Here is a 22,012-nt window from a genome sequence, read left to right on the forward strand (position 1 = left end):
AGGCATCTGCGCGATCCGCAATGGCGCAAAAACAAACCTGCGTGATCGCGCAGCGCGGGATAGTCGCATCTCCCGCTAGAAGAACTCATCCAGTAGCCGATAATAGGCCATCTTTTCGGCCTGCGGTTCAAAATCGCCATAGGCTTTCAAAAACTCGCCAACCAATTCCTGTCCGAAATTGTGCTCGACGCTACCGCAGGCCAGCGCGATATCCTGATGGCGATCAGCCGCGCCGAGGCGGCCGCAATCGATATAACCGCTGAATCTATCGCCATCGACTACGAAATTCGGAAGGCAGGCATCGCCATGGGTGACGACAAGATCCTCCGTCGACGGTCTCTTGGCCTGAAGTTCGCGGAAAAGATCCGCCGCCGACCTTCCGAGCCGGGCCTCATCAAAGTCGTCCTCATCGACGCGGCCGGCAAGCAAGTGTGCCCATGCCGTGCCGATCCTGTTCTCCAGCCGATGATCGAACGGGCAGGCCGCGATATCGACTGAGTGCAATCGCCGCAAGGCACCCGCAAAAAGCCGCACCCGCTCAAGCGGCTGTAACCACTCGGCGCTGACGAAATCGCTGCCGGGAAGAGCACTCATCAAAAGCCATTCGCGTTCGCCGTCCTTCTCATGGGCAATGATATCAGGGCACGCAAGGCCCTGCGAGGCGAGCCATCGCAGCCTCGCAACCTCGCCTGCCAATTCACCCAACGGATCGACCAGCTCGCTCTTGAGATAAACAGGCACGCGTCCATCAGCCTCAAGTCGGAAAACATGGGCCGAAGAGCGCCCGAGCGCATCCTGCCGCCATTCATACCCCGCCAGCAGATCGCGCAGGCGGACAGGAAGGGATATCTCCGTGAATTGCGGCTTGCTCGCCATGATCACCCTCTTTGATCCTGATATCCTCAATGAAAAGCCCGGCTCGCTTTCGCGAACCGGGCCTTGTTTTGTAACCTGCCGATGCCGACTTGCGCCAGACCTCAGCTGTCGAGGAAGCTTCTGAGCTTGCGGCTGCGGCTCGGGTGCTTGAGCTTGCGCAGCGCCTTGGCTTCGATCTGACGAATACGCTCGCGCGTCACCGAGAACTGCTGGCCGACTTCTTCGAGCGTATGGTCGGTGTTCATGCCGATGCCGAAACGCATGCGCAGCACACGCTCTTCGCGTGGGGTCAGCGATGCCAGAACGCGGGTCGTCGTTTCGCGCAGGTTCGCCTGGATGGCGGCGTCAATCGGCAGAAGCGCGTTCTTGTCCTCGATGAAATCGCCGAGATGCGAATCTTCTTCGTCACCCACCGGGGTTTCGAGCGAGATCGGCTCCTTGGCGATCTTCAGAACCTTGCGCACCTTTTCGAGCGGCATGGCGAGCTTTTCGGCCAGTTCTTCCGGCGTCGGCTCACGGCCGATTTCGTGCAGCATCTGGCGCGACGTGCGGACGATCTTGTTGATCGTTTCGATCATGTGCACCGGAATACGGATGGTGCGCGCCTGGTCGGCGATCGAACGGGTGATCGCCTGACGAATCCACCAGGTGGCGTAGGTCGAGAATTTGTAACCGCGGCGATATTCGAACTTGTCGACCGCCTTCATCAGGCCGATATTGCCTTCCTGAATGAGGTCGAGGAACTGCAGGCCGCGATTCGTGTACTTCTTGGCGATGGAGATGACGAGGCGCAGGTTGGCTTCGACCATTTCCTTCTTGGCGATGCGGGCTTCGCGCTCGCCCTTCTGAACCATGTGAACGATACGGCGGAATTCCGAGATCGAAATACCGGTTTCGGTCGCAAGATTCTGGATTTCCTGGCGAATGTCGCGGATCGTCGTGTTTTCGCTCTTGGCGAATTCCTTCCAGCCGCGCGCAGCCAGATTGCCGATCGACTTCATCCAGTTCGGATCGAGCTCGGCGCCCTGATACTGCTCCAGGAAGCTGTCGCGCTTGACACCATAGGATTCAGCCAGACGCAGCAGGCGGCCTTCGTTCTGAACGAGGCGCTTGTTGATGTCGTAGAGCTGCTCGACGAGCGCGTCGATGCGGTTCTGGTTCAGCGACAGAGACTTGACCGACTTGACCAGCTCATCCTTGAGTTCCTTGTAGCGGCGCTCCTGTGCGGAGGACAGTGTGCCGGAGGCCGACAGGCGCTGCTCGACCTGCTGGTCCTGCAGCTTGCGCAGCTTCTTGTATGTTTCGGCGATGATGTCGAGCGTCGTCATGACCTGCGGACGAAGCTCGGCTTCCATCGCAGCGAGGGAGAGGTTGGACTCGTCCTCGTCCTCTTCCTCCTCCTCGATCGGTAGACCTTCACCGCCAACATTGGTGATGTCGTCGTCGCCGGAAGGAGCACGGCCGCGACGTGCCTTTTCCTTCTCTTCGGCCGCCTTGCGGTCAGCCTCGATCTTCTCCGGGCTCTGGAACTGCGGGGCAGCCTTGGCCTCGGGACCGGAATAGGTGGTTTCGAGGTCGATGATCTCGCGCAGCAGCGTGGTGCCTTCGTTGAGTTCGTCGCGCCAGATAATCAGCGCCTGGAACGTCAACGGGCTCTCACAGAGGCCGCCGATCATGGTTTCGCGGCCGGCCTCGATGCGCTTGGCAATCGCGATTTCGCCTTCGCGCGACAGAAGCTCGACGGAACCCATTTCGCGCAGATACATGCGCACTGGATCGTCCGTGCGGTCGGTCGGCTCTTTCTTCTTGGCCGTCGCCAGAGCAGAACCTGTCGAAGGAGCTAGTTCGCCGCCCTCGCTATCGTCATCGCCGCCGGCATCGTCGTCGTCGCTGGCCGCAGCGCCAGCCTCTTCAACGTCTTCGTCCTCAATGACGTTGATGCCCATGTCCGAAAGCATGGCCATCGTATCTTCGATCTGTTCGGACGTCACTTCCTCGGACGGAAGAACGGCGTTGAGCTCGTCCATCGTCACATAGCCGCGCTTCTTCGCGGCCTTGATCATCTTCTTGACCGCGTCGTCGGAAAGATCGAGAAGTGGGCCGTCGGAGGTGCCGTCGCGCTCGACTTCAGCTTCTTCGTTCTCTTTGACCTTTGTTGCCATCTTTATATCGTCGCTTTCCCTGACGCTGCAAACTTACACGCGGTGAAACAATCACACTGACTGGCGCGCCCTGCACCAGCCGCGACTCACCGACGAACACCTAACGGAATGACCTTTAATGCCCAATTAACCACGATCACCGCCACCGGAGTGCAAAGCTGGATTGCGTTTGGATTTCCGGCCATGATATCAGGTGATCCGCTTGATCCAGTTTTACCGTTCTTTCCGAAGTCAAACGGTGATTCCCAGAATTTTAGTTCTCGTCAAGCTTTTCCAGCAAAAAAGCCCGTTAAATGCGCGAAAAAGCCTTATCCACAGGCTCCGCACGCAGCGATTTAATGTTTCCCGTATTTAGGAAGTCCCCACGCGATGACAAGAGCATTCTGAGCAAAGCCTCACATTTCCAGCATCGGCAGGTATTACCGAGGCCGGAAGTGTGTCCGAATGGCATCAATTCCAGTCCATGACGACCTTGCCGGAATTGCCCGAGCGCATTGCTTCGAAACCATCGCGGAAATCATCGATGCCGATACGATGCGTGATGACGGGCGATACATCGAGACCGCCTTGCACGAAGGCAATCATCTTGTACCAGGTCTCGAACATCTCGCGGCCGTAAATGCCCTTGAGGTTCAGCATCTTGAAGATGACCTTGTTCCAGTCGATCTCGAAGCCTGCCGGCGCAATGCCGAGAATGGCGATCTTGCCGCCATTGTTCATCTTGTCGATCATGTCGCGGAAGGCGGGAGCCGCGCCCGACATTTCCAGACCGACGTCAAACCCCTCGGTCATGCCGATGGACTTCATCACATCAGCGAGGTTTTCCTTGGAAGCGTCGACGACATGATCGATGCCGACCTTGCGGGCAAGCGCCAGTCGGATGGGATTGATATCGGTAATGACGACCTTGCGCGCACCGGAGCGCTTGGCGACCATGGCCCCCATGATGCCGATCGGCCCCGCGCCGGTCACCAGCACGTCCTCGCCGACCAGATCGAAGGAGAGCGCAGTGTGAACTGCATTGCCGAAGGGATCGAAAATCGCGGCAATTTCATCCGGGATATCGTCGGGGATCGGCACGACATTGGATTCGGGAATACAGACGAACTCACCAAAGGAGCCGGGACGGTTGACGCCGACACCGAGCGTGTTGCGGCAGAGATGGCCCCTGCCCGCCCGGCAGTTGCGACATTTGCCGCAAACGATATGACCTTCACCCGAGACGCGCTCACCGACATGATATTTCGTCACGGCGGAACCGATCTCGGCAATCTCACCGCAGAATTCGTGGCCGACCACCATCGGAACGGGAATGGTCTTTTGCGCCCATTGATCCCAGTTCCAAATATGGACATCGGTCCCGCAGATCGCCGACTTCTTGACCCGGATCAGGACATCGTTCGGCCCGACTTCGGGAACCGGCACATGCTCCATCCACAGCCCGACCTCCGGCTTGGATTTGACCAACGCTTTCATCATGTTCGACATGATCGGTTCTCTCCAACCAATTCAAATGATTCCAAGTTCTTTTCCGGCTTCGGCAAAGGCTGCGATCGCCTTTTCGACATCGGCCTTCGAGTGAGCGGCCGACATCTGCGTGCGGATGCGCGCCTGACCCTTCGGCACCACGGGGAAGGAAAAGCCGATGACATAGACGCCCTTCTGCAGCATGAGCGCCGCCATGTCCTGCGCGAGCTTCGCATCGCCGAGCATGACTGGGATGATCGGGTGATCCGCCCCCGCCAGCGTGAAGCCGAGCTTGGTCATTTCACGGCGAAAGAGTTCGGCATTGCCTTGAAGCCGTGCACGCAGGTCGGAGCCGTTTTCGATAAGATCGAACACCTTCAACGAGGCTGCGGCGATGACAGGCGCCAAGGTGTTCGAGAAAAGATAGGGACGCGAGCGCTGCCGCAGCCACTCGACGATTTCACCTCTGGCCGACGTATAGCCCCCGGACGCCCCGCCAAGCGCTTTGCCGAGTGTGCCGGTGATGATGTCGATCCGGCCTTCGACGCCGCAATATTCCGCCGAGCCCCGACCATGCTCGCCGACAAAGCCGACCGCATGGCTGTCATCGACCATGACCATCGCGCCATATTTCTCCGCCAGGTCGCAGACGCCGCCGAGATTGGCAATGATGCCGTCCATCGAAAAGACGCCGTCGGTCGCGATCAGCTTGAAGCGGCTGCCTTCGGCCTTCTTCAGTTCCTCCTCAAGCGCTGCCATGTCGTTGTTGGCGTAACGGAAGCGTTTGGCTTTGGAGAGCCGGACGCCATCAATAATGGAGGCATGATTAAGGGCATCCGAGATGATGGCATCTTCTTCCGATAGCAGCGTCTCGAACAACCCGCCATTGGCATCGAAGCAGGAGGAATAGAGGATCGTCGCCTCCATGCCGAGAAAGGCTGAGATCCGTGCCTCGAGCTGCTTGTGCTCCTCCTGCGTGCCGCAGATAAAACGTACCGAGGCCATGCCGTAGCCATAGCGATCTAGCGCCTTCTTCGCTGCTTCCGCGAGCTCCTCATTATCGGCAAGTCCAAGATAGTTGTTCGCGCAGAAATTAAGGACGCGCGCACCCCCAAGCACGGCGATTTCGCCGGCCTGCTTGGATGTGATGACGCGCTCGGCCTTATAGAGGCCGGCTTCTTTCAGGCCGAGAAGCTCGTTGCGCAAATGGGATATGAACGCTGAAGTCATGGTCGCATTCCGATGCTGGTCAAAGGGCCCAATTCATGAAGGAATAACATAGGATCCGGCCCGTTGCTGCATCCGACAGCGGCAAAAATGCGCAACGCCGTGACGTCTGCGCGATAGGCGGCAGTTTCGATATTATCTGTCAAAGCGGACTTAATACACGCAACTTTCCAGCCAGCCCTCATTGCTCACTATCCCAAAAATTACTTGACTCAGTCCAATATTTCACAGCAGATTAGCGTTACTCTGAAAATAAGGGAGAGCCATGAGCATATTCCATAGATTCTCCCTCGCAGGACGGGTTGCCCTCATCACCGGAGGCGGACGCGGGCTCGGATTCGAAATGGCGAAGGCTCTTGCCGATGCCGGCGCTCACGTCATCGTCAATGGGCGGACCGCAGCGACATTGAATACGGCCGTCGGGATCATCCAGGCGAGAGGCGGCTCCGCAGAAACCGCCGCCTTCGATATTTCCGATCGCGACGCTCAGCACGCAGCAATAAGTGACATCGAGAAAAATCATGGCCGGCTCGACATATTGATCAACAACGTCGGTGCGCGCGACAGGCGCCCGCTGGCCGACTTCGACGACGAGGCGATTCTCGCCTTGCTCAACACGGATCTCGCCGCCTCGATCATGCTTTCCCGCGATGCCGCGCGCTTGATGAAACGAAACAATCATGGGCGGCTGATCTCGGTCACTTCGATCAGCGGTCAGGTCGTCATGCCGGGTGACTGTGTCTATCCCGCCGCCAAGCAGGGCCTGACGGGCCTCATGCGCAGCATGGCTGTTGAATTTGGCCCTCACGGCATCACAAGCAATGCCATCGCACCTGGCTGGTTCGCAACGGAAACCAACGCGGCCATGGTCGCGAACGAAGACCTGATCCCCATCGTGCGCCAGCGCATACCCGTTCAGCGCTGGGGATGTCCGGACGAGATTGCGGGCGCCGCACTGTTCCTCGCCAGCGACGCCGCATCCTTCGTCAACGGCCATGTCCTGACCGTGGATGGGGGCATGACGGTGCGCATGTAGCTGCCAAACCGCCTGGCCAGCACGCTCCGCCGCCAGAGATCAACGACTGACGAAATCCGAGATGACAGCAAGGAACGCATCTCCGTAGCGTTCGAGTTTTGACTGACCGACGCCGGAAATCCCCAGAAGCGTCTTATGATTTTTCGGTCGCTCCGTCGCAAAGGCGATAAGGGTCGTATCCGGAAAAACGACATAAGGCGGCACGCCCAATTCCTTGGCGATCCTGGTGCGCTCGGCGCGCAGCGCATCGAAGAGAAGCTGGTCTTCGCCGGTAAGGCCGTGAGCCTGCTTCTCCGGTCGTCCCGCCTTCTTGCCGCGACGGCCCGTTTCGGGCCGATCCTTGCGGAAGAAGATCTGCCGTTCGCGCTTGAAGACAGCCCTTGCCTGCTCCTCGAGCTTCATGGCACCGAAGGCCGTGTGGTCGATGCTGATGAAACCGCTCGCCAGCAACTGCCGGAAGATCGATTGCCAGGTGCGGGCGGGAATATCCTTTCCCGCGCCGAAAACCGGCATGTCGACATGGCCGAAGCGCTCGGTCTTCTCGTTGACGGTGCCCATCAGCACATCGATGACATGGCCGGTGCCGAAACGCTCGCCGGTGCGATAGACGGCGGCGAGCGCCTTGATCGCCGCTTCCGTCCCGTCCCAAGTCTCGACAGGCTTGAGGCAGGTATCGCAATTGCCGCAGCCGCCGCCGTGCGCCTCACCGAAATGCGCGAGGATCGACTGCCGCCGGCATCCTGCCGTTTCACAAATGGCGAGCAGCGCATTGAGCTTTGCCCGCTCGACACGCTTGATCTCCTCGGATGCCCCGCCTTCATCGATCATCCGCCGACGCTGGATGACGTCGGCCATGCCATAGGCCATCCAGACATTCGAGGAGAGGCCATCACGCCCGGCTCGTCCCGTCTCCTGATAATAGGCTTCCACTGAACCCGGCAGATCGAGATGGGCGACATAGCGCACATTCGGCTTGTCGATGCCCATGCCGAAGGCAACCGTCGCCACGAGGCACAGGTCTTCCTCTTTCAAGAAAGCATCCTGATTGGCATCGCGAAGCGCTCGATCCATGCCGGCATGATAGGGAAGTGCGCGGATGCCCTGCCCGTTCAGCCATTCTGCCGTATCCTCGACCTTGGCACGCGAGAGGCAATAAACAATGCCGCTATCGCCACGGTGCCTTTCGAGAAAACGCAGCAATTGCTGACGCGGCTGATCGCGCTCGACAATCTCGTAAGTGATATTCGGACGATCGAAGCTGGTGGTGAAAACCTTGGCATTGTCGAGAGCCAGCCGCTCGATAATGTCGTCGCGCGTGTGCGGATCGGCCGTTGCCGTCAGGGCGATGCGCGGGACGCCGGGAAAGAGCTCGGCAAGCCTGCCGAGATCGCGATATTCCGGCCTGAAATCATGCCCCCATTGCGAGACGCAATGCGCCTCGTCGATGGCGAAAAGCGCGATCTTCGCTCTGCCGAGCATCTGGCAGAAGCCTTCCGTCGCGATGCGTTCCGGCGTCACATAGAGCAGATCGAGCTTGCCGGCGGAAATAGCGCGATAAACATCACTGGCCTCCTCGCGCGACAGTGACGAATTCAAGGCGACCGCCCGAATGCCGAGCTGCTTCATCGCCTCCACCTGATCCCGCATCAGCGCAATCAGCGGCGAGACGACGATGCCGATACCATTGCGGCAGAGCGCGGGAATCTGGAAACACAGCGATTTGCCGGCACCGGTCGGAAACAGCACGACCGCATCGCCGCCGGAAACGACATGCTCGACCACTTGCTGCTGCTTGCCGCGAAAGGCGGAATAGCCATAAACGCGCTTCAGGACATCGAGCGGCGCTGGCGCACCGGTATGCTCGGCGAACAACGCGTCGTCTGCGGAAAATCGCGGCTCTTGTCTTTCAGGCTGAGGCATCTATTCCCTATTTTCCAGCGGCACCTTTGACGCGACCGGAGAGCACGCCGAAGCCATCGATGATCGCTTCCTGGTTTTCCAGCCGCAGCGCCTCGAGCTGCACTTCCTGCAAGGCGCGAATCAATGGCTCGATCGCTTCACCGTCGCCTTCTTCCGTCGCCTCGGCAATAGCACCCTCCAGCTCGATCTTATGCCAGCGCAATGCTTTCGAACGCTTGTGGAGCGCGAGCGCCTGGCGATACCCCTCGCGCGCATCCTCCATGGCGGCCTCCTCGGTCGCCGTCCACAGACGGGCATTGCGAATCTGCTGCTCCAGACCCTTCAGCAAGGCGCCGAAATCCTGTTCTTCCAATTGCTCGACCAGCCGCTCGCGGACGAGCTGAGGCCCGACCAGAGTTGCGGCTGCCCCGAGAACCGCGGACCAGAGCCGCTGCAACTCACGACTGTCATAATCGATCGCGGCAATCTCGTCATATTCGTCCTGCAGGAGTGCCGGATGGTTGACGATGGTCAAAGCGAGCACGCTTTCGCGAAGGCTCGGGATATCCTGATGTCCCTTAATCATGGCCGAGCGCTGCAGGCGGTCGGATGCCGTCGTTATCATTGCGGCCCCAACACGTGCCTGCCCGCCTCGACCTGCGAAGTTGCGGCCATTGCCGTCACGGGAAAAACCACGTCCCCGCTGGCCGCCCCGCTGGAACTGCGGCTGGAACAGCCCGTTCAGCCGCTCGCGCATATTCTGCTGATAATGACGGCGCACATCTTCATCGCCGATGACCGAAACAATGCGCCGCAATCGCGCTTCCAGCTCCGCACGCGCCTCCGGCGTCTCGAAGGTGCCGCTGCCGGCTTCCCTCGTCCAGATGAGCTCAGCAAGCGGCTTTGCCTGCGCCAGCACCTTGTCGAACGGCGCACGCCCATCCTGCCGCACGAGATCGTCAGGGTCCTTGCCATCGGGCAATAGCGCAAAGCGCACGGTGCGGTTCGGTTTGATGTGCGGCAGCGCCAGATCGGCAGCACGATTGGCGGCACGGATGCCGGCACCATCGCCATCGAAGCAGAGCACCGGCTCCGGCGTCATCTTCCACAGGAGATCGAGCTGGCTCTCCGTCAGTGCCGTGCCGAGCGGCGCAACCGCATTCTCGACGCCGGCCTGATGCAGCGCGATGACATCCATATAACCTTCGACTGCTATAATCGTGCCAGCGCCGTCGGCACCCTGAGCAGCGCGGCGCGCACGCGTGAAATTGTAGAGCACGTTGCCCTTGTGAAAGAGCTCTGTCTCGTTGGAATTCAGATATTTCGCTGGTGCATCCGGCGACATGGCGCGGCCGCCAAAGGCAATCACCTTTTCCCTGGAAGAGAGAATCGGAAACATGATGCGGTCACGAAACCGGTCATAGGAAACCGGCACATTCTCGTGCACGACAAGGCCACAGGCCTCCATCTGTTCCTTCAGCACACCCTTGCTGGCAAGATGCTCTTTCAGCGCGTTGCGGCTATCGGGCGAATATCCTAGGCGGAAGGTTTCGATGGTGCGGCCGCTGAGGCCGCGATCACGCAGATAAGCCCTCGCCCGTGCACCATTGGCGGTCTGCAGCTGATCTTGGAAAAACTGAGTCGCCATCTCCATAACATCGAGTAGCGACGTGCGTTCCTTCTCGCGCTTCGCCTCCATCGGATCCGCAACAGGCATGGGAACGCCGGCCATATCGGCGATCTGCTGCACCGCTTCCGGAAAGCTCAAGCCTTCCAATTCGGTGAGAAAGCGAAAATGATCGCCCGTTACGCCGCAGCCGAAGCAATGATAACGCCCCTTGCGGTCCTCGCAGTGGAAGCTCGGCGACTTCTCGCCGTGGAAGGGGCAGCAAGCCCAGTAATCGCCGCGCGGCACATTCGTCTTGCGCCTGTCCCAGGTCACACGACGACCGATCACGTCCGAAATCAAGACGCGGTCGCGAATCTCGTCGAGAAACGTATTGGAAAATCGCATGGCTACCTCTGGCTCATCCCATATAAACAGGAATACCAGGCATTGCCACGATGACCCCGACCGCCTCCCACGCTATTCACAGCCCTTTGTCGGCGATTGCATCGTCGCCATTCGATCACAACTCCGTGAACACGGCGACACATTTATCCGCATTCGTGTCGAAATCCACGGCTGCGTTCGACAGGCCTGAAACGCTCAAAAATCGCCTCGGCGTGACCGAAACTGGTAGGTTATGTCCATAGGAGTAACTATTTCGTCCGCGAAAATCCGCCAAAAAGCAAAGGCTTGCGCAGCCTATTGCAGACAAACGCGAACAAGAGCACTGCAATGGACAATCAATGGGTGCAAAGCAATGACGCCCGTGGGACACTCTCTGACGGCGCATTTGCGGCAAGGTTTGTAAGCCAAACATTATTTTTTTGTAATTTGATTGTTCGTGTGCGCCGCAATAGCGTTCTTCTCACAGGGCGAGACAAGCCGGCGAAGAAACTTCTTTGCGACGCGACATGCCGAGACGCCCTGACGAACCGGAAGCCACCAGGTACGGGCTTTCAGTTTAGGAGAGGGAAATGCGCATTCTGATCGTACCCTTGGCAGCAGCGGCCATCTTCGCCACAGCGACCTACAGCTCGGCCACGATGGACAGCGGCGCCAGCGAAAAGAATGTGCTCTATGCCGGTGCGGGATATCAGTTGCCGGCGAATATGAAAGTTCCTGCCCTTACGGCAGGCGTAAAGGTTCAAATGTCCGAACTGCCGCCGCAGGCATTGGCTTTGCCCCAGCAGATTAGGATCTTCAGATAAGTTCAGCAGATACTCAGGTGGGGCACCATCCCTACCCCCGGCGCCGCCCCACCTGAGTGCCTTTGCAAAAGACGTTTGATTTTTGGGCCCCACCCTGCGTCATCGAACGTCAGCAAAGCGCAAGAAGGCAGGAGCTCCCCCAGCTCCTGCCTTCTCTAATTTTGGGCCATCTCAATTTCGCGACAACACGAGCATTGAACATAGGCTGCGGACCATCTTTGGTTCGTCGGCGCAAGTATCTTGACGCAACGACCTCGATCGATATCTTTTATTATCTACGTATATGCGATCTTAGTAATTATCTCGTCAGACAATTTGAAACTTTGTTCAGCTGATCGGAGACGGTTGCATGTCTTTATCCGCGAAGGAACTTGTTCAAGACCCCAAATTTTTCACGGAAATCCTCGATTATACACGAGAGATTATATCCACTTATGATGAGAATCAGCGCGTATGCTCTGTCTTTGCTTCGCAGCAACGCTGGCTGATGGCGCTCGCCGGCTTCGCCCTTTATTGCGGCGGCATCGATGGAGAACCGCCCGGCATTCATGCCAATCGCTTCGCCAACTATATCGTCGAACATGAAATCGCCAGCCACAACACCGCGCTCAGCTTCATTCAGGAGATGCTGGCTCTCGGTTTTCTGCGCTATCTGCCGGTCACGAGCGACAGGCGCGCGCGGCCGATGCAGCCCACGGAAGAGGCAGCAATGCAGCTTGCGAAATGGATGAGCATCCATCTTTCCGTGCTGGATCGATTGGATGGCGGCAAGCGCAACGCCCTGTTCAGCAAAAAACCGGAGCTCATTGGTCTGCTACAGCCCCCGATCTCGGTCGGCATCATAGAAAATGACGACCTGCGCAATCCGGGAGAAACGTTCGATCTGTTCACCTGGGCAAATTCAGGCGGCATCATCATGGATTATCTGATCTCTCGCATCGTCACGATCAACACGACGACTCAGAAAGCGGTCATCGGGCCGGTGGCCTTTACGGATATCTGCAACCGGTTTCTCATCTCCAGGACCAATGCAAAGCGACTCATGAACAAGGCCATAAAGATGCAAAGCGTCGGATGGACGGGATCGCCGGGGCGGAGCCAGCTTTGGCTCTCCACCGCTTTCATTGAGGAATATCGGAATTATCAGGCGGGGAAGCTCGCCATCATAGACGCCGCCTGGCAAACTGTCCTCGGCACGCGGCCGGTCCGCATGCCGAGGGTGAAACAGAGTTTTACTTCAGCAGTTCCTTAAGGATGGCCGAGGCTTTTGCGAAATCCATCTGGCCGGCATAGCGCTCGCGCAGGGCGGCCACACACTTGCCCATATCCTTCAGGCTCTGCGCGCCGAGTTCTGCGACAATCGCAACGCAGATCTCACGCACCTTTTCTTCGGAAAGCTGCTCGGGCATGAAGCCCTGGATGACGGCGATCTCTTCGCGCTCCTTGTCGGCGAGCTCCGGGCGGCCGCCGTCGATGTAGATCTTCACCGATTCCTCGCGCTGCTTGATCATCTTGGCGAGCAACTGCAGGATCTCATCCTCGCTCGCCTGTTCCTTGCCGAGACCGCGATTGGCAATGTCCTTGTCCTTGATCGCAGCAAGGATGAGACGGACGGTCGAAAGCCTCGCCGTATCCTTTGCCTTCATGGCGTCCTTCTGGGCATTGGAAAGGGTTTCGCGGATCATGTCTCTAAACTCCTTGAAGCAGGCCGGCGACGATCGCCCCGGCCACTTATGTCATGTTGCTGTCTCTTAAACCAACAGTGCCGATCAACGCAATTGCGCCCGGAAGCCCGAATTCCCTATCAGGAAAGCGAAAGCGCGCATTGACCGGCTCGCCTTGTTTAGCTATGTCCATCACCTGCACATTAGATCGATAGGAAGATCTCAAGCCGCGACCTCGGTCGACGGCTGCACCTTGCTACAAACATGGCGGAACCGCCGGTCTCTTCAAGGCCGCGCCCGACGCCGGAAACGGGATGACTATGACCGCCACAGCCCCATGGACCACTGAAAAGCCGACCGCCCTCCTCGTTCTCGCGGATGGCACCGTGATCGAAGGCAAGGGTATCGGCGCGACCGGCAAGGTCCAGGCCGAAGTCTGCTTCAACACGGCGCTGACGGGTTATGAAGAGATCCTCACCGACCCCTCCTATCTCGGCCAGATCGTCACCTTCACCTTCCCTCATATCGGCAATGTCGGCACCAACGATGAAGATATCGAAGACTTGACACCAGCCGCCCGTCACGGCGCTGTCGGCGTCATCTTCAAGGCTGATATCACCGATCCCTCGAACTACCGTGCCGCCAAGCACCTCGACCAGTGGCTGAAGGCGCGCGGTATCATCGGTCTCTGCGGCATCGACACCCGTGCGCTGACCGCCTGGATCCGCGAGAACGGCATGCCGAATGGCGTGATCGCTCACGATCCGAACGGCGTCTTCGACATCGAGCAGCTGAAGGCGGACGCCAAGGCGTGGAGCGGTCTCGAAGGTCTCGATCTCGCCAAGGTCGCTTCCTCGGGTCAGTCCTCGCAATGGTCGCAGACGCCCTGGGTCTGGAACGAAGGCTATGGTGAACTCGGCGCCGACGACGCCAAGTACCATGTCGTCTGCCTCGACTACGGCGTCAAGCGTAACATTCTGCGCCTGTTTGCCGGCCTCGATTGCAAGGTCACCGTCCTGCCGGCGACGGCTTCGACGGATGACGTGCTTGGTCTCAAGCCGGACGGCATCTTCCTGTCCAACGGTCCCGGCGACCCGGCTGCGACGGGCGAATATGCCGTGCCCGTCATCAAGGACCTGCTGAAGACCGAAATCCCGCTCTTCGGCATCTGCCTCGGCCACCAGATGCTCGGTCTGGCGCTCGGCGCCAAGACGGCGAAGATGCATCAGGGCCATCACGGCGCCAACCATCCGGTGAAGGACCACACGACGGGCAAGGTCGAAATCGTTTCGATGAACCACGGCTTCGCAGTCGACTCCAACTCGCTGCCGGAAGGTGTTGAGGAGACTCATATTTCGCTCTTCGACGGCAGCAATTGCGGCCTGCGCGTATCGGGCAAGCCGGTCTTCTCGGTGCAGCATCACCCTGAAGCGTCACCCGGCCCGCAGGATAGCCACTATCTTTTCCGCCGCTTCATCAACCTGGTGCGCGACAAGAAGGGCGAAGAAGCCCTGGCCGAACGCGCCTGATAAAGCCGACCATCCAATCGCATGAGAAAGCCTCGGATTGGTACCAATCCGAGGCTTTCTTTTTGTGCGTCAACTTGGGAGGTCTTTCGTCGCATATGTTCATGCTTGCCCGAGCTCAGGCTTGCAGGCGGCGCTGCTTGACCACTTCGAGCTCGCTCATCAGGATTTCTTCGAGGAACTCGAAATCCGATTGTCCGAATTCAACGAAGCCGAATCTCAGCTTGTAACCCCAATTCTTGTCCTGGGTGAAATCAAGCCAGCCCAGGAGAGGACGGAGCGGCTGTTCGGGCGCATCAAGCCAATCCACATCCTTGCGATAAGCTTTTCCGCAACCCATCTCGGCGAGATAAGGCTCACCCTCACGGACAAAGCCGATAGCAGTGAAACTCTGAAAGCCGTCCCTCTCGCCCATCTTGACGGATGGGGAGTAGTAGACGATGCCGTCGCCCGGCTTGATGCGCTTCAAGGGGGCCCGCTTGCCATGATTCACTTGCATGAAGCCATGTTCGCGCCCAATGCGTACATGCTCAGCACTGGCCACAGCCAACCAATAGGACTTCTGCTCCGGCTCCGGTCGCCGGGACGAAGTGTTGGCGTGCGGCAGGAGGCGTACAGCTGCCCCCCGATTGATCTGGTCGTCCCGCGGGAAAAGCGCGACATCGTTACGATTACTTGCCTTGAATAACATGGTCGTCTCCCGTCTTTGGTATGTCACCAATATAGACGACCATGCTGTCAAGTTTTGTCAGTAGTCTCGCAACGCAACGAAGACCGTCGCTATCAGGCGGCAGCCTTCTCAGCCCGCACGAGGATGTAGAACCGGGCACAAAGCATCGCCGCCGCCGAAGCAAGGCCGAGCAGGAAGCCGAACCAGATGCCGATGCCGCCGAAGCCGAGCGGAAACGCCAGCAGCCAGGCGAGGAAGAAGCCGATCGGCCAATAGGCGATCAGCGCCAGGATCATAGGCACGCGCGCATCCTTCAGACCACGCAGCAGGCCGCTCGCAATCGCCTGCAGCCCATCGACGAGCTGGAAGAAGCCGGCGACGACAATCAGCGGCGCGGCAAAGGCAAGCACCTGCGAGGCCTCGGCCGAATGGACGTCCAGGAACCAGCTTGCCAGCCAGGATGGCACGGTTGCAAACAGGATGCTGCCGCAAACCGCAATGCAGCTCGAAACGATGAGCACCACGATGGCCGCGCGCTTCAGGCCGAAATGATCGCCCTGGCCGTGCGCGACGCCGACGCGCACGGTCGCAGCCTGGCTGAGGCCGAGCGGGATCATGAAGGCGATCGAAGCCCACTGCAGCGCGATACCGTGGGCAGCAAGCTCGATCGTGCCGATCTGCCCCATCAGCAGCGATGCCGCGGTGAACAGGCTGACCTCAGCCAGAACCGTCACACCGATCGGAAAACCAAGCCGGATGACATCCCACAAAGCATGCCAGTCGGGCCGCCAGAATCGAGCGAAGATCTCGTAGCGCCGCGTTTCCTGGTGGGCCTGCACGTAACCGACGATGAAGAGAAATCCGGCCGTCTGCACGGCGACGGAGACAATGGCCGCGCCATGCAGCCCCATCGCCGGCAAGCCGAAATGTCCGAGCACCAGGATATAGGCCAGCACGGCATTCATGACCAGCATGGCGATGGTGACCTTGAGGATGATGCCGGCACGGCCGATGGCGCTGACCAACGCCCGGATGACATTGTAGAGCAGCCCCGGCAACACGGCGAAGTGGCCGATATCGATATAGCCGCTCGCCAATTTCGCGACGTCAGGCTTTTGTCCGGCCGCCAGCAGAATCTGTTCGGAATAGAAAAATGCCGGCTGCACCAACAGCCAATAGGCCGTTACGACCCACAGGCCCATACGCAGCGCACGGCGCACCGAGGTAACGTCGCCTCTGCCATAGGCCTGTGCCACCAGCGGCATGACCGCGATGGAAAAGCCCGAACCGAAAACCAGGATCGTGAACAGGAACTGCGCGGAAAGCACCATTGCAGCCAGCTGCTCGGCGCCGAGCCGGCCGACGATCATCACGTCAGTGGTATTGATGCCGAGCTGCGCCAATTGCGCGCCGATCAACGGAATGCCCAGCGCAAGCGTTGCGCGAACATGTGCGGACCACGAATTATCATTGTCATGCGCGTGCGGGCGCGCAGGTACCGGCATATCCATAGCGAAGACTCGATCTTTAGAATCGCGCGGACCGCCCTACCCATGCGTGCGCGAGCCTGCCGCATTAACGCAACTTAGCTTAAAAAGCCAGCAGACAAGCCCATGATGCTAAAGAATTCATCGGAGCATCAAAATATCTGATGATTTTTTAGGCTGCCTCGCCCGCCTGTGATTGTGCGACCGCCTTCGGTTCCGTCTTGCGAACCTTCATCACAAGCACGACAAGCCCGCCGACCACCAGAATTGCGCTCATGATGAAGGGTGCACCGGCAAAAACGACGGGTGCGGCCGGCGCGGTATAATACTGAAACAGATAGGGAAACAGCACCGGCCCGATGATGGCAGTAATACTCGTCAGGCTACCGAGCGCCCCCTGCAATTCACCCTGTGCGGAAGGCGGAACCTTGCTGGCTGCAATCGATCGCAAAGGCGCATCCGCCACGTTTTCGATGACAGTCAGGACGATAACCGCGTAAACCATCCATCCTTGCCATGAAAAGGCGTAACCGATCAGACCGAGACAGGAAAACACCATTCCGAGCACTGCGGTCTTCCACTCACCGAGCACAGGCACGAGCCGCGGCAGTACCAGACCCATGGCGATGGCGGCACCGATCCCATAGACGGCGAGCGAGAAGCCGATCTGCCCTTCGCTCCAGTCATAGCGATAGGAGGTGACGAAAGCCCATACGGCCGGATAGACGCCGTGCGCCAGCCAGTTCAGGAACATCACGACGCAGACCCAGCCGATGCCCTGGTAGCGGCGCATTTGTCTGAGCGCGCCGAACGGATTGGCGCGCGTGATCTCGAAAGGCCGGCGATGCTTGGCATCCAGCGTTTCCGGCAAGAGGAAATAGGCGCCGACGAAATTCAGGAAGGCCAGAGCCGCCGCGCCGTAGAAAGGCACGCGCGGCCCGAACTCGCCGAGGAAGCCGCCGATAACAGGCCCGAGCACGAAGCCGACGCCGAAAGCCATGCCGATCAGGCCGAAATTCTTCGCGCGGTTTTCGTCATTGCTGATATCGGCGATATAGGCCGAGCAGGTCGAGAAGCTTGCGCCGCTGATGCCGGCAAGAATGCGGCCAACGAACAGCATCCAGTAAGAGCCGGCAATCGCGCAGATGAAATTGTCGATGGCGAATGTCAGTACCGAAGCAAGCAGAAGCGGGCGGCGGCCGAAACGATCGCTCAGATTGCCGATCAACGGCGAAAACAGGAACTGCATGGCGGCATAGGCCAGCAGCAGCCAGCCACCCTCGGTCGCCGCCGTGCTGACCGAGGCACCCGTCAATTCCTCAAGATATTTCGGCATGACCGGCATGATGATCGCGATGCCGATGACGTCGAGGAAGAGAATAAGGAAGACGAGGAACAGGCCCCGACGGGCGAATTTCTGATCGATCATGGAGGTGCCTTCTGGCGGCTCCGTCTCGATGAAAGAGACAGAACGTGAACGAAAAACCGGAGCTCCCCCATACATAAAGATTTTGGCGGAAACAATCCGTGAACGCTTCAATCTTATTGATTTATTGACCGGTTTTTTTGATCTTCGGCGCAAAGCGACTATCTGTCGCGACTGCGTTTCTGCTCGCGATTCAGGAAATCGACGAAGGCTCTGAGTGGCGCCGGCATGTGCCGCCTGCTGGCGTAATAGAGAAACGGACCGGAAAAGACGGTGTCCCATTCTTCGAGGATCGGCACCAGCTCTCCGCGGGCAATTTGCGGCTCAAGAAATTCCTTGAATGTTCGGATGATACCCAAGCCGGCCGCGGCCGCACTGCGTTCGATATCGATCGAATTCGTCGCAACGACCATCGGCGGGGCGATGAAGATCGTCTCGCCGTTTCTTTCGAACTCCCAGGGAACGACGGATCCGCTCAGGAAGCGATGACGGATGCAGCGATGCTCCAATATATCGCGCGGATGCCTCGGCGTGCCATTTGCCGCGAGGTAGGCCGGTGCCGCAGCCGTAACATAATACTGTTGCCGCGGCCCGATCGGCACGGCGATCATGTCCTTTTCCAGCCGCTCATCATAGCGAATACCGGCATCATAGCCAGCCGCCACGACGTCGATGAAACTATCCTCGGCAACGATTTCGACCGAGATCGCCGGATATTCCCTCAGGAAACGGCTGATGATATCGGGCATGACGACCATGGCGGCAACCGTCGGCACATTCAGCCGCAACGTTCCGCCGACGCTGTCGCGAAAGCTGTTGATGTCATCGAGCGCGACGGCGATCTCGCTCATGGCCGGCGTCAGGCGCTCCATCAGCCGCTCTCCCGCCTCCGTCGGCGTGACGCTTCTCGTCGTGCGATTGAGCAGGCGCACCGCCAGCCGCTCCTCCAGCCGGCGAACCGCTTCGCTCAACGAGGAGGCGGAAACGCCGCGCCTGCGCGCTGCCTCACGAAAGCTGCGCTCGCGGGCGACGGCGGTAAAGGCGACCAGATCGGCCAGGGGCAAATCATCCATTGTACGAAATTCCAAACAACCCGTTTCGATTTACCTGGATTATCGCACAGGGATTGATGGAGTAAATATGACAATAGAAGCCATCGTGAGATGGCGCACGCCTTAGCCAAGGAGAAGCAGGATGGAAAAAACTCAACTGGGTAGGACAGGCCTGCAGGTATCGGCTCTGGGCCTCGGCTGCATGGGCATGTCCGGCATGTATGGCCCGTCCGATCGCACTGAGAGCATCGCCACCATCCACGCCGCCCTCGATGCCGGGATCAACCTGCTGGATACGGGTGATTTCTACGGCATGGGCCACAATGAGATGTTGATCGGCGAAGCCATCAAGGGATTGAAGCGGGATGATTTCCTGCTCAGCGTCAAGTTCGGCGCACTCCGCGATCCCTCCGGCGCATGGCTCGGTTACGATGCCCGGCCGGCGGCGATCCGGAATTTCGTCGCCTATTCGCTGCAAAGGCTCGGCGTCGATCACATCGATATCTACCGCCCTGCCCGTCTCGACCCGAACGTGCCAATCGAAGATCAGATCGGCGCGATATCGGATCTCATCAAGGCAGGCTACATCAGGCATATCGGCCTGTCGGAAGTCGGCGCTGACACCATCCGCCGCGCCGCTGCCATCCATCCGATTGTTGACCTGCAGATCGAATACTCGCTGATATCGCGCGGCATAGAAGACAAGATCCTGCCGACCTGCCGTGAATTAGGGATCGGCATCACCGCTTACGGCGTGCTGTCGCGCGGTCTCATCAGTGGCCACTGGCAGAAAGATAATGTCCAAAAGGGCGATTTCCGCACGATAAGTCCGCGCTTTCAGGCCGGAAACGTCGAAAAGAACCTGGAACTGGTCGAAGCTTTGCGCGGGATCGCCGAGGCGAAAGGCGCCAGCGTTGCACAGATCGCAATCGCCTGGGTCGCAGCTCAGGGCAAAGACATCGTCCCGGTCATAGGCGCCCGCCGTCGCGATCGCCTGACGGAAGCCCTGGGAGCGCTCTCGGTTGAATTGTCACAAGCCGATATGGCCGCAATCGAACGCGCGATCCCGAAAGACGCTGCAGCCGGCGGCCGTTATCCGGAAGCACAGCTGACGCATCTCGACAGCGAGAAATAATGCGCCAAAGGCTTGCCCGCTCGCCGGTATCACGGGAGCGGGCAAGCAAGATCAGACCGGATTATTCAGCGTATCGCAATCCGAGAGCTTGCCGGATTCAAAGCCCTGCTTGAACCACTTTACGCGTTGCGCCGACGTGCCGTGGTTGAAACTGTCGGGAACGACATAGCCTTGCGTGCGCTTCTGCAGTGTGTCATCGCCGATCTGCTGCGCCGCATTCAGCGCCTCTTCGAGATCGCCGGCTTGCAGGATGCCCTTCTGCTGGGTGAACTTGCCCCAGATGCCGGCGAAGCAGTCGGCCTGCAGCTCGATGCGCACCGACATCTTGTTGGCGTCCACTTCGCTCATGTTGCGGCGGGCCTGATTGAATTTCGGCAGGATTCCGAGCAGGTCCTGCACATGGTGGCCGACCTCATGTGCGATCACATAGGCCTGCGCGAAATCGCCGGACGCGCCGAACTGATCCTTCATCTGCTGAAAGAAAGCCATGTCGAGATAGACCTTCTGATCGCTCGGGCAGTAGAACGGACCGGTAGCCGCGGAAGCCTGACCGCAGGCCGAAGGGAAACTGCCGGAAAACAGCACGAGCTTCGGATCGGTATAGGTCTGACCCATTGATTTGAAGATGCCGGTCCAGGTGTCTTCCGTATCGGCAAGAACGGTCGCGACGAACTGCTTCATCTCGTCGTTGGCCGGCTGCCCGCCTCCACCGCTGTTGGAGGTGCTCTGCTGATATCCGGAGCCGCCACCTTCCAGCATGCCGCTCTGCTGCAGCAGGCCGATGACATCGACGCCCATGGCCCTCAGGATCAGGAAGATCACGATAAGCACGATAATGGTGCGGAAGCTCAAGCCACCGCCACCGATCCCTCCGCCCGGAAACCGGAAGCCGCCGCCACCTATCCCGCCGCCCATCGGCGATGAGCCGCGTTCGTCTTCGATATTGTCGGATTGCCGACGCCCCTTCCAATCCATAGTGCACCTCCTGGCGATGCCTAAAATTCAAAGTCCCTTGAGGCATTTATATATCCAGGATGTGCAACAAAGCCAGTTGGCTATCGACAGAACATCAGCTTAAACGCCGCCGCTGCCTTATTTCTTTGGACATCAGCCATAAAAGCGCGATGGCTATACCTGCCGCGACCAGAAATGGCGCTGTTTCATTTCCATCGAAGGCCACCTTGCCCATGATGCGGTCCGGTATGAAACTAAACATGCCCGCGCCGACAATACCGCCGAAGTAAAGGCTTCTGACGTTACGCTTATGTGCCGCTATATTATGTCTGCGGGCATTTTCGATCGCTCGCCAACTGGCGACGAGAACAAATATCGAGAGCAGATGGATCGGGCTGAAGCCATAGAAGACGTTGATCTGGTGAATAAAGAAGCTCGACAGCGCCGTAATCACCATCAAGGCCAGCCATATCTTGCCAAGCAGACGGTGACTCGGCGTCCCCTTCGGCCTGACGAGAAGATAGGTGCCGAGCACGGCGGCGGGAATGACCGCCGCGACATGGATTCGGATTGCGATCGGGGCACTGAGAAGCGGCTCGAGAGTCATCATCTGT

At 58.9% G+C, this 22,012-nt stretch carries 19 protein-coding genes; 5 read left to right on the forward strand and 14 right to left on the reverse strand.

Features of this window, described 5'->3' with window-relative positions:
- Positions 1-75: 75 nt before the first annotated feature.
- The 4 genes from JJQ51_RS16310 to JJQ51_RS16325 form a co-directional block, all read right to left on the reverse strand.
- Positions 76-876 (reverse strand): APH(3')-II family aminoglycoside O-phosphotransferase, encoded by an 801-nt coding sequence (locus JJQ51_RS16310; protein ID WP_269244959.1) that lies wholly within the window; start codon positions 874-876, stop codon positions 76-78.
- Between the two features lie 101 nt (positions 877-977).
- A complete protein-coding gene (gene rpoD / locus JJQ51_RS16315; protein WP_113332283.1) occupies positions 978-3,038 on the reverse strand; it encodes an RNA polymerase sigma factor RpoD in 2,061 nt (686 codons plus the stop codon).
- 450 nt (positions 3,039-3,488) lie between these two features.
- The gene (tdh, locus tag JJQ51_RS16320; protein ID WP_113395366.1) at positions 3,489-4,526 is read right to left on the reverse strand and encodes an L-threonine 3-dehydrogenase; all 1,038 of its coding nucleotides are present in this window, start codon (positions 4,524-4,526) and stop codon (positions 3,489-3,491) included.
- A 21-nt stretch (positions 4,527-4,547) separates the two neighbouring features.
- A complete protein-coding gene (locus JJQ51_RS16325) occupies positions 4,548-5,735 on the reverse strand; it encodes a glycine C-acetyltransferase (RefSeq protein ID WP_113332281.1) in 1,188 nt (395 codons plus the stop codon).
- Between the two features lie 262 nt (positions 5,736-5,997).
- Here JJQ51_RS16325 and JJQ51_RS16330 point away from each other — a divergent pair, with 262 nt between their 5' ends.
- The gene (locus JJQ51_RS16330; RefSeq protein ID WP_113332280.1) at positions 5,998-6,768 is read left to right on the forward strand and encodes an SDR family oxidoreductase; all 771 of its coding nucleotides are present in this window, start codon (positions 5,998-6,000) and stop codon (positions 6,766-6,768) included.
- Positions 6,769-6,807: 39 nt separating this feature from the next.
- Here JJQ51_RS16330 and recQ read toward each other — a convergent pair whose 3' ends face one another.
- The gene (gene recQ / locus JJQ51_RS16335) at positions 6,808-8,688 is read right to left on the reverse strand and encodes a DNA helicase RecQ (protein WP_113351881.1); all 1,881 of its coding nucleotides are present in this window, start codon (positions 8,686-8,688) and stop codon (positions 6,808-6,810) included.
- A gap of 7 nt (positions 8,689-8,695) precedes the next feature.
- Positions 8,696-10,681, reverse strand: a complete 1,986-nt coding sequence (gene dnaG, locus JJQ51_RS16340) for a DNA primase (RefSeq protein ID WP_113351880.1) — start codon at positions 10,679-10,681, stop codon at positions 8,696-8,698.
- Positions 10,682-11,250: 569 nt separating this feature from the next.
- Here dnaG and JJQ51_RS16345 point away from each other — a divergent pair.
- The gene (locus tag JJQ51_RS16345; protein ID WP_092711581.1) at positions 11,251-11,484 is read left to right on the forward strand and encodes a hypothetical protein; all 234 of its coding nucleotides are present in this window, start codon (positions 11,251-11,253) and stop codon (positions 11,482-11,484) included.
- Between the two features lie 355 nt (positions 11,485-11,839).
- Here the strand turns inward: JJQ51_RS16345 and JJQ51_RS16350 are convergent, their stop codons facing one another.
- A complete protein-coding gene (locus JJQ51_RS16350) occupies positions 11,840-12,067 on the reverse strand; it encodes a hypothetical protein (RefSeq protein ID WP_233788719.1) in 228 nt (75 codons plus the stop codon).
- A 126-nt stretch (positions 12,068-12,193) separates the two neighbouring features.
- Here JJQ51_RS16350 and JJQ51_RS16355 point away from each other — a divergent pair, with 126 nt between their 5' ends.
- The gene (locus tag JJQ51_RS16355; protein WP_233788718.1) at positions 12,194-12,736 is read left to right on the forward strand and encodes a hypothetical protein; all 543 of its coding nucleotides are present in this window, start codon (positions 12,194-12,196) and stop codon (positions 12,734-12,736) included.
- On the opposite strand, the gene JJQ51_RS16360 is transcribed toward JJQ51_RS16355, so the two are convergent.
- On the reverse strand, positions 12,717-13,169 hold the full coding sequence (locus tag JJQ51_RS16360) for a GatB/YqeY domain-containing protein (RefSeq protein ID WP_095435367.1): 453 nt from the start codon (positions 13,167-13,169) through the stop codon (positions 12,717-12,719). The genes JJQ51_RS16355 and JJQ51_RS16360 overlap by 20 nt on opposite strands.
- 299 nt (positions 13,170-13,468) lie before the next feature.
- On the opposite strand from JJQ51_RS16360, the gene carA reads away from it, so the two are divergent.
- Positions 13,469-14,677: a glutamine-hydrolyzing carbamoyl-phosphate synthase small subunit gene (carA, locus tag JJQ51_RS16365; protein ID WP_113351879.1), complete on the forward strand. Its 1,209-nt coding sequence runs from the start codon at positions 13,469-13,471 to the stop codon at positions 14,675-14,677.
- A 115-nt stretch (positions 14,678-14,792) separates the two neighbouring features.
- Here the strand turns inward: carA and JJQ51_RS16370 are convergent, their stop codons facing one another.
- The 4 genes from JJQ51_RS16370 to JJQ51_RS16385 form a co-directional block, all read right to left on the reverse strand.
- The gene (locus tag JJQ51_RS16370) at positions 14,793-15,365 is read right to left on the reverse strand and encodes an EVE domain-containing protein (protein WP_113351878.1); all 573 of its coding nucleotides are present in this window, start codon (positions 15,363-15,365) and stop codon (positions 14,793-14,795) included.
- A gap of 92 nt (positions 15,366-15,457) precedes the next feature.
- The gene (locus tag JJQ51_RS16375; protein WP_113332274.1) at positions 15,458-16,855 is read right to left on the reverse strand and encodes an MATE family efflux transporter; all 1,398 of its coding nucleotides are present in this window, start codon (positions 16,853-16,855) and stop codon (positions 15,458-15,460) included.
- A 148-nt stretch (positions 16,856-17,003) separates the two neighbouring features.
- Positions 17,004-18,260 carry a TCR/Tet family MFS transporter gene (locus JJQ51_RS16380; protein WP_113351877.1) on the reverse strand — a complete coding sequence of 419 codons (1,257 nt, stop codon included), beginning with the start codon at positions 18,258-18,260 and terminating at the stop codon, positions 17,004-17,006.
- A gap of 158 nt (positions 18,261-18,418) precedes the next feature.
- Positions 18,419-19,330 carry a LysR family transcriptional regulator gene (locus JJQ51_RS16385; protein ID WP_113332273.1) on the reverse strand — a complete coding sequence of 304 codons (912 nt, stop codon included), beginning with the start codon at positions 19,328-19,330 and terminating at the stop codon, positions 18,419-18,421.
- A 121-nt stretch (positions 19,331-19,451) separates the two neighbouring features.
- Here JJQ51_RS16385 and JJQ51_RS16390 point away from each other — a divergent pair, with 121 nt between their 5' ends.
- Entirely contained in the window at positions 19,452-20,444 is a 993-nt protein-coding gene (locus tag JJQ51_RS16390) for an aldo/keto reductase (protein ID WP_113351876.1), read from the forward strand.
- Between the two features lie 51 nt (positions 20,445-20,495).
- Here JJQ51_RS16390 and ypfJ read toward each other — a convergent pair whose 3' ends face one another.
- Positions 20,496-21,419, reverse strand: a complete 924-nt coding sequence (gene ypfJ, locus JJQ51_RS16395; RefSeq protein ID WP_113332271.1) for a KPN_02809 family neutral zinc metallopeptidase — start codon at positions 21,417-21,419, stop codon at positions 20,496-20,498.
- A gap of 94 nt (positions 21,420-21,513) precedes the next feature.
- On the reverse strand, positions 21,514-22,005 hold the full coding sequence (locus tag JJQ51_RS16400; protein ID WP_113352042.1) for a DUF2306 domain-containing protein: 492 nt from the start codon (positions 22,003-22,005) through the stop codon (positions 21,514-21,516).
- Between the last annotated feature and the right edge of the window lie 7 nt (positions 22,006-22,012).

Origin of the sequence: Rhizobium sp. AG207R, assembly GCF_027109195.1 — a bacterium.
In the GTDB taxonomy this organism is placed as follows: domain Bacteria; phylum Pseudomonadota; class Alphaproteobacteria; order Rhizobiales; family Rhizobiaceae; genus Rhizobium; species Rhizobium dioscoreae.

Excerpts from the sequence above, each read along its gene's own strand:
- JJQ51_RS16310 (WP_269244959.1), bottom strand. The coding sequence starts at position 876 with ATGGCGAGCAAGCCGCAATTCACGGAGATATCCCTTCCTGTCCGCCTG.
- rpoD (WP_113332283.1), bottom strand. The coding sequence starts at position 3,038 with ATGGCAACAAAGGTCAAAGAGAACGAAGAAGCTGAAGTCGAGCGCGAC.
- tdh (WP_113395366.1), bottom strand. The coding sequence starts at position 4,526 with ATGTCGAACATGATGAAAGCGTTGGTCAAATCCAAGCCGGAGGTCGGG.
- JJQ51_RS16325 (WP_113332281.1), bottom strand. The coding sequence starts at position 5,735 with ATGACTTCAGCGTTCATATCCCATTTGCGCAACGAGCTTCTCGGCCTG.
- JJQ51_RS16330 (WP_113332280.1), top strand. The coding sequence starts at position 5,998 with ATGAGCATATTCCATAGATTCTCCCTCGCAGGACGGGTTGCCCTCATC.
- recQ (WP_113351881.1), bottom strand. The coding sequence starts at position 8,688 with ATGCCTCAGCCTGAAAGACAAGAGCCGCGATTTTCCGCAGACGACGCG.
- dnaG (WP_113351880.1), bottom strand. The coding sequence starts at position 10,681 with ATGCGATTTTCCAATACGTTTCTCGACGAGATTCGCGACCGCGTCTTG.
- JJQ51_RS16345 (WP_092711581.1), top strand. The coding sequence starts at position 11,251 with ATGCGCATTCTGATCGTACCCTTGGCAGCAGCGGCCATCTTCGCCACA.
- JJQ51_RS16350 (WP_233788719.1), bottom strand. The coding sequence starts at position 12,067 with ATGTTCGACGATATAGTTGGCGAAGCGATTGGCATGAATGCCGGGCGG.
- JJQ51_RS16355 (WP_233788718.1), top strand. The coding sequence starts at position 12,194 with ATGCAGCTTGCGAAATGGATGAGCATCCATCTTTCCGTGCTGGATCGA.
- JJQ51_RS16360 (WP_095435367.1), bottom strand. The coding sequence starts at position 13,169 with ATGATCCGCGAAACCCTTTCCAATGCCCAGAAGGACGCCATGAAGGCA.
- carA (WP_113351879.1), top strand. The coding sequence starts at position 13,469 with ATGACCGCCACAGCCCCATGGACCACTGAAAAGCCGACCGCCCTCCTC.
- JJQ51_RS16370 (WP_113351878.1), bottom strand. The coding sequence starts at position 15,365 with ATGTTATTCAAGGCAAGTAATCGTAACGATGTCGCGCTTTTCCCGCGG.
- JJQ51_RS16375 (WP_113332274.1), bottom strand. The coding sequence starts at position 16,855 with ATGGATATGCCGGTACCTGCGCGCCCGCACGCGCATGACAATGATAAT.
- JJQ51_RS16380 (WP_113351877.1), bottom strand. The coding sequence starts at position 18,260 with ATGATCGATCAGAAATTCGCCCGTCGGGGCCTGTTCCTCGTCTTCCTT.
- JJQ51_RS16385 (WP_113332273.1), bottom strand. The coding sequence starts at position 19,330 with ATGGATGATTTGCCCCTGGCCGATCTGGTCGCCTTTACCGCCGTCGCC.
- JJQ51_RS16390 (WP_113351876.1), top strand. The coding sequence starts at position 19,452 with ATGGAAAAAACTCAACTGGGTAGGACAGGCCTGCAGGTATCGGCTCTG.
- ypfJ (WP_113332271.1), bottom strand. The coding sequence starts at position 21,419 with ATGGATTGGAAGGGGCGTCGGCAATCCGACAATATCGAAGACGAACGC.
- JJQ51_RS16400 (WP_113352042.1), bottom strand. The coding sequence starts at position 22,005 with ATGACTCTCGAGCCGCTTCTCAGTGCCCCGATCGCAATCCGAATCCAT.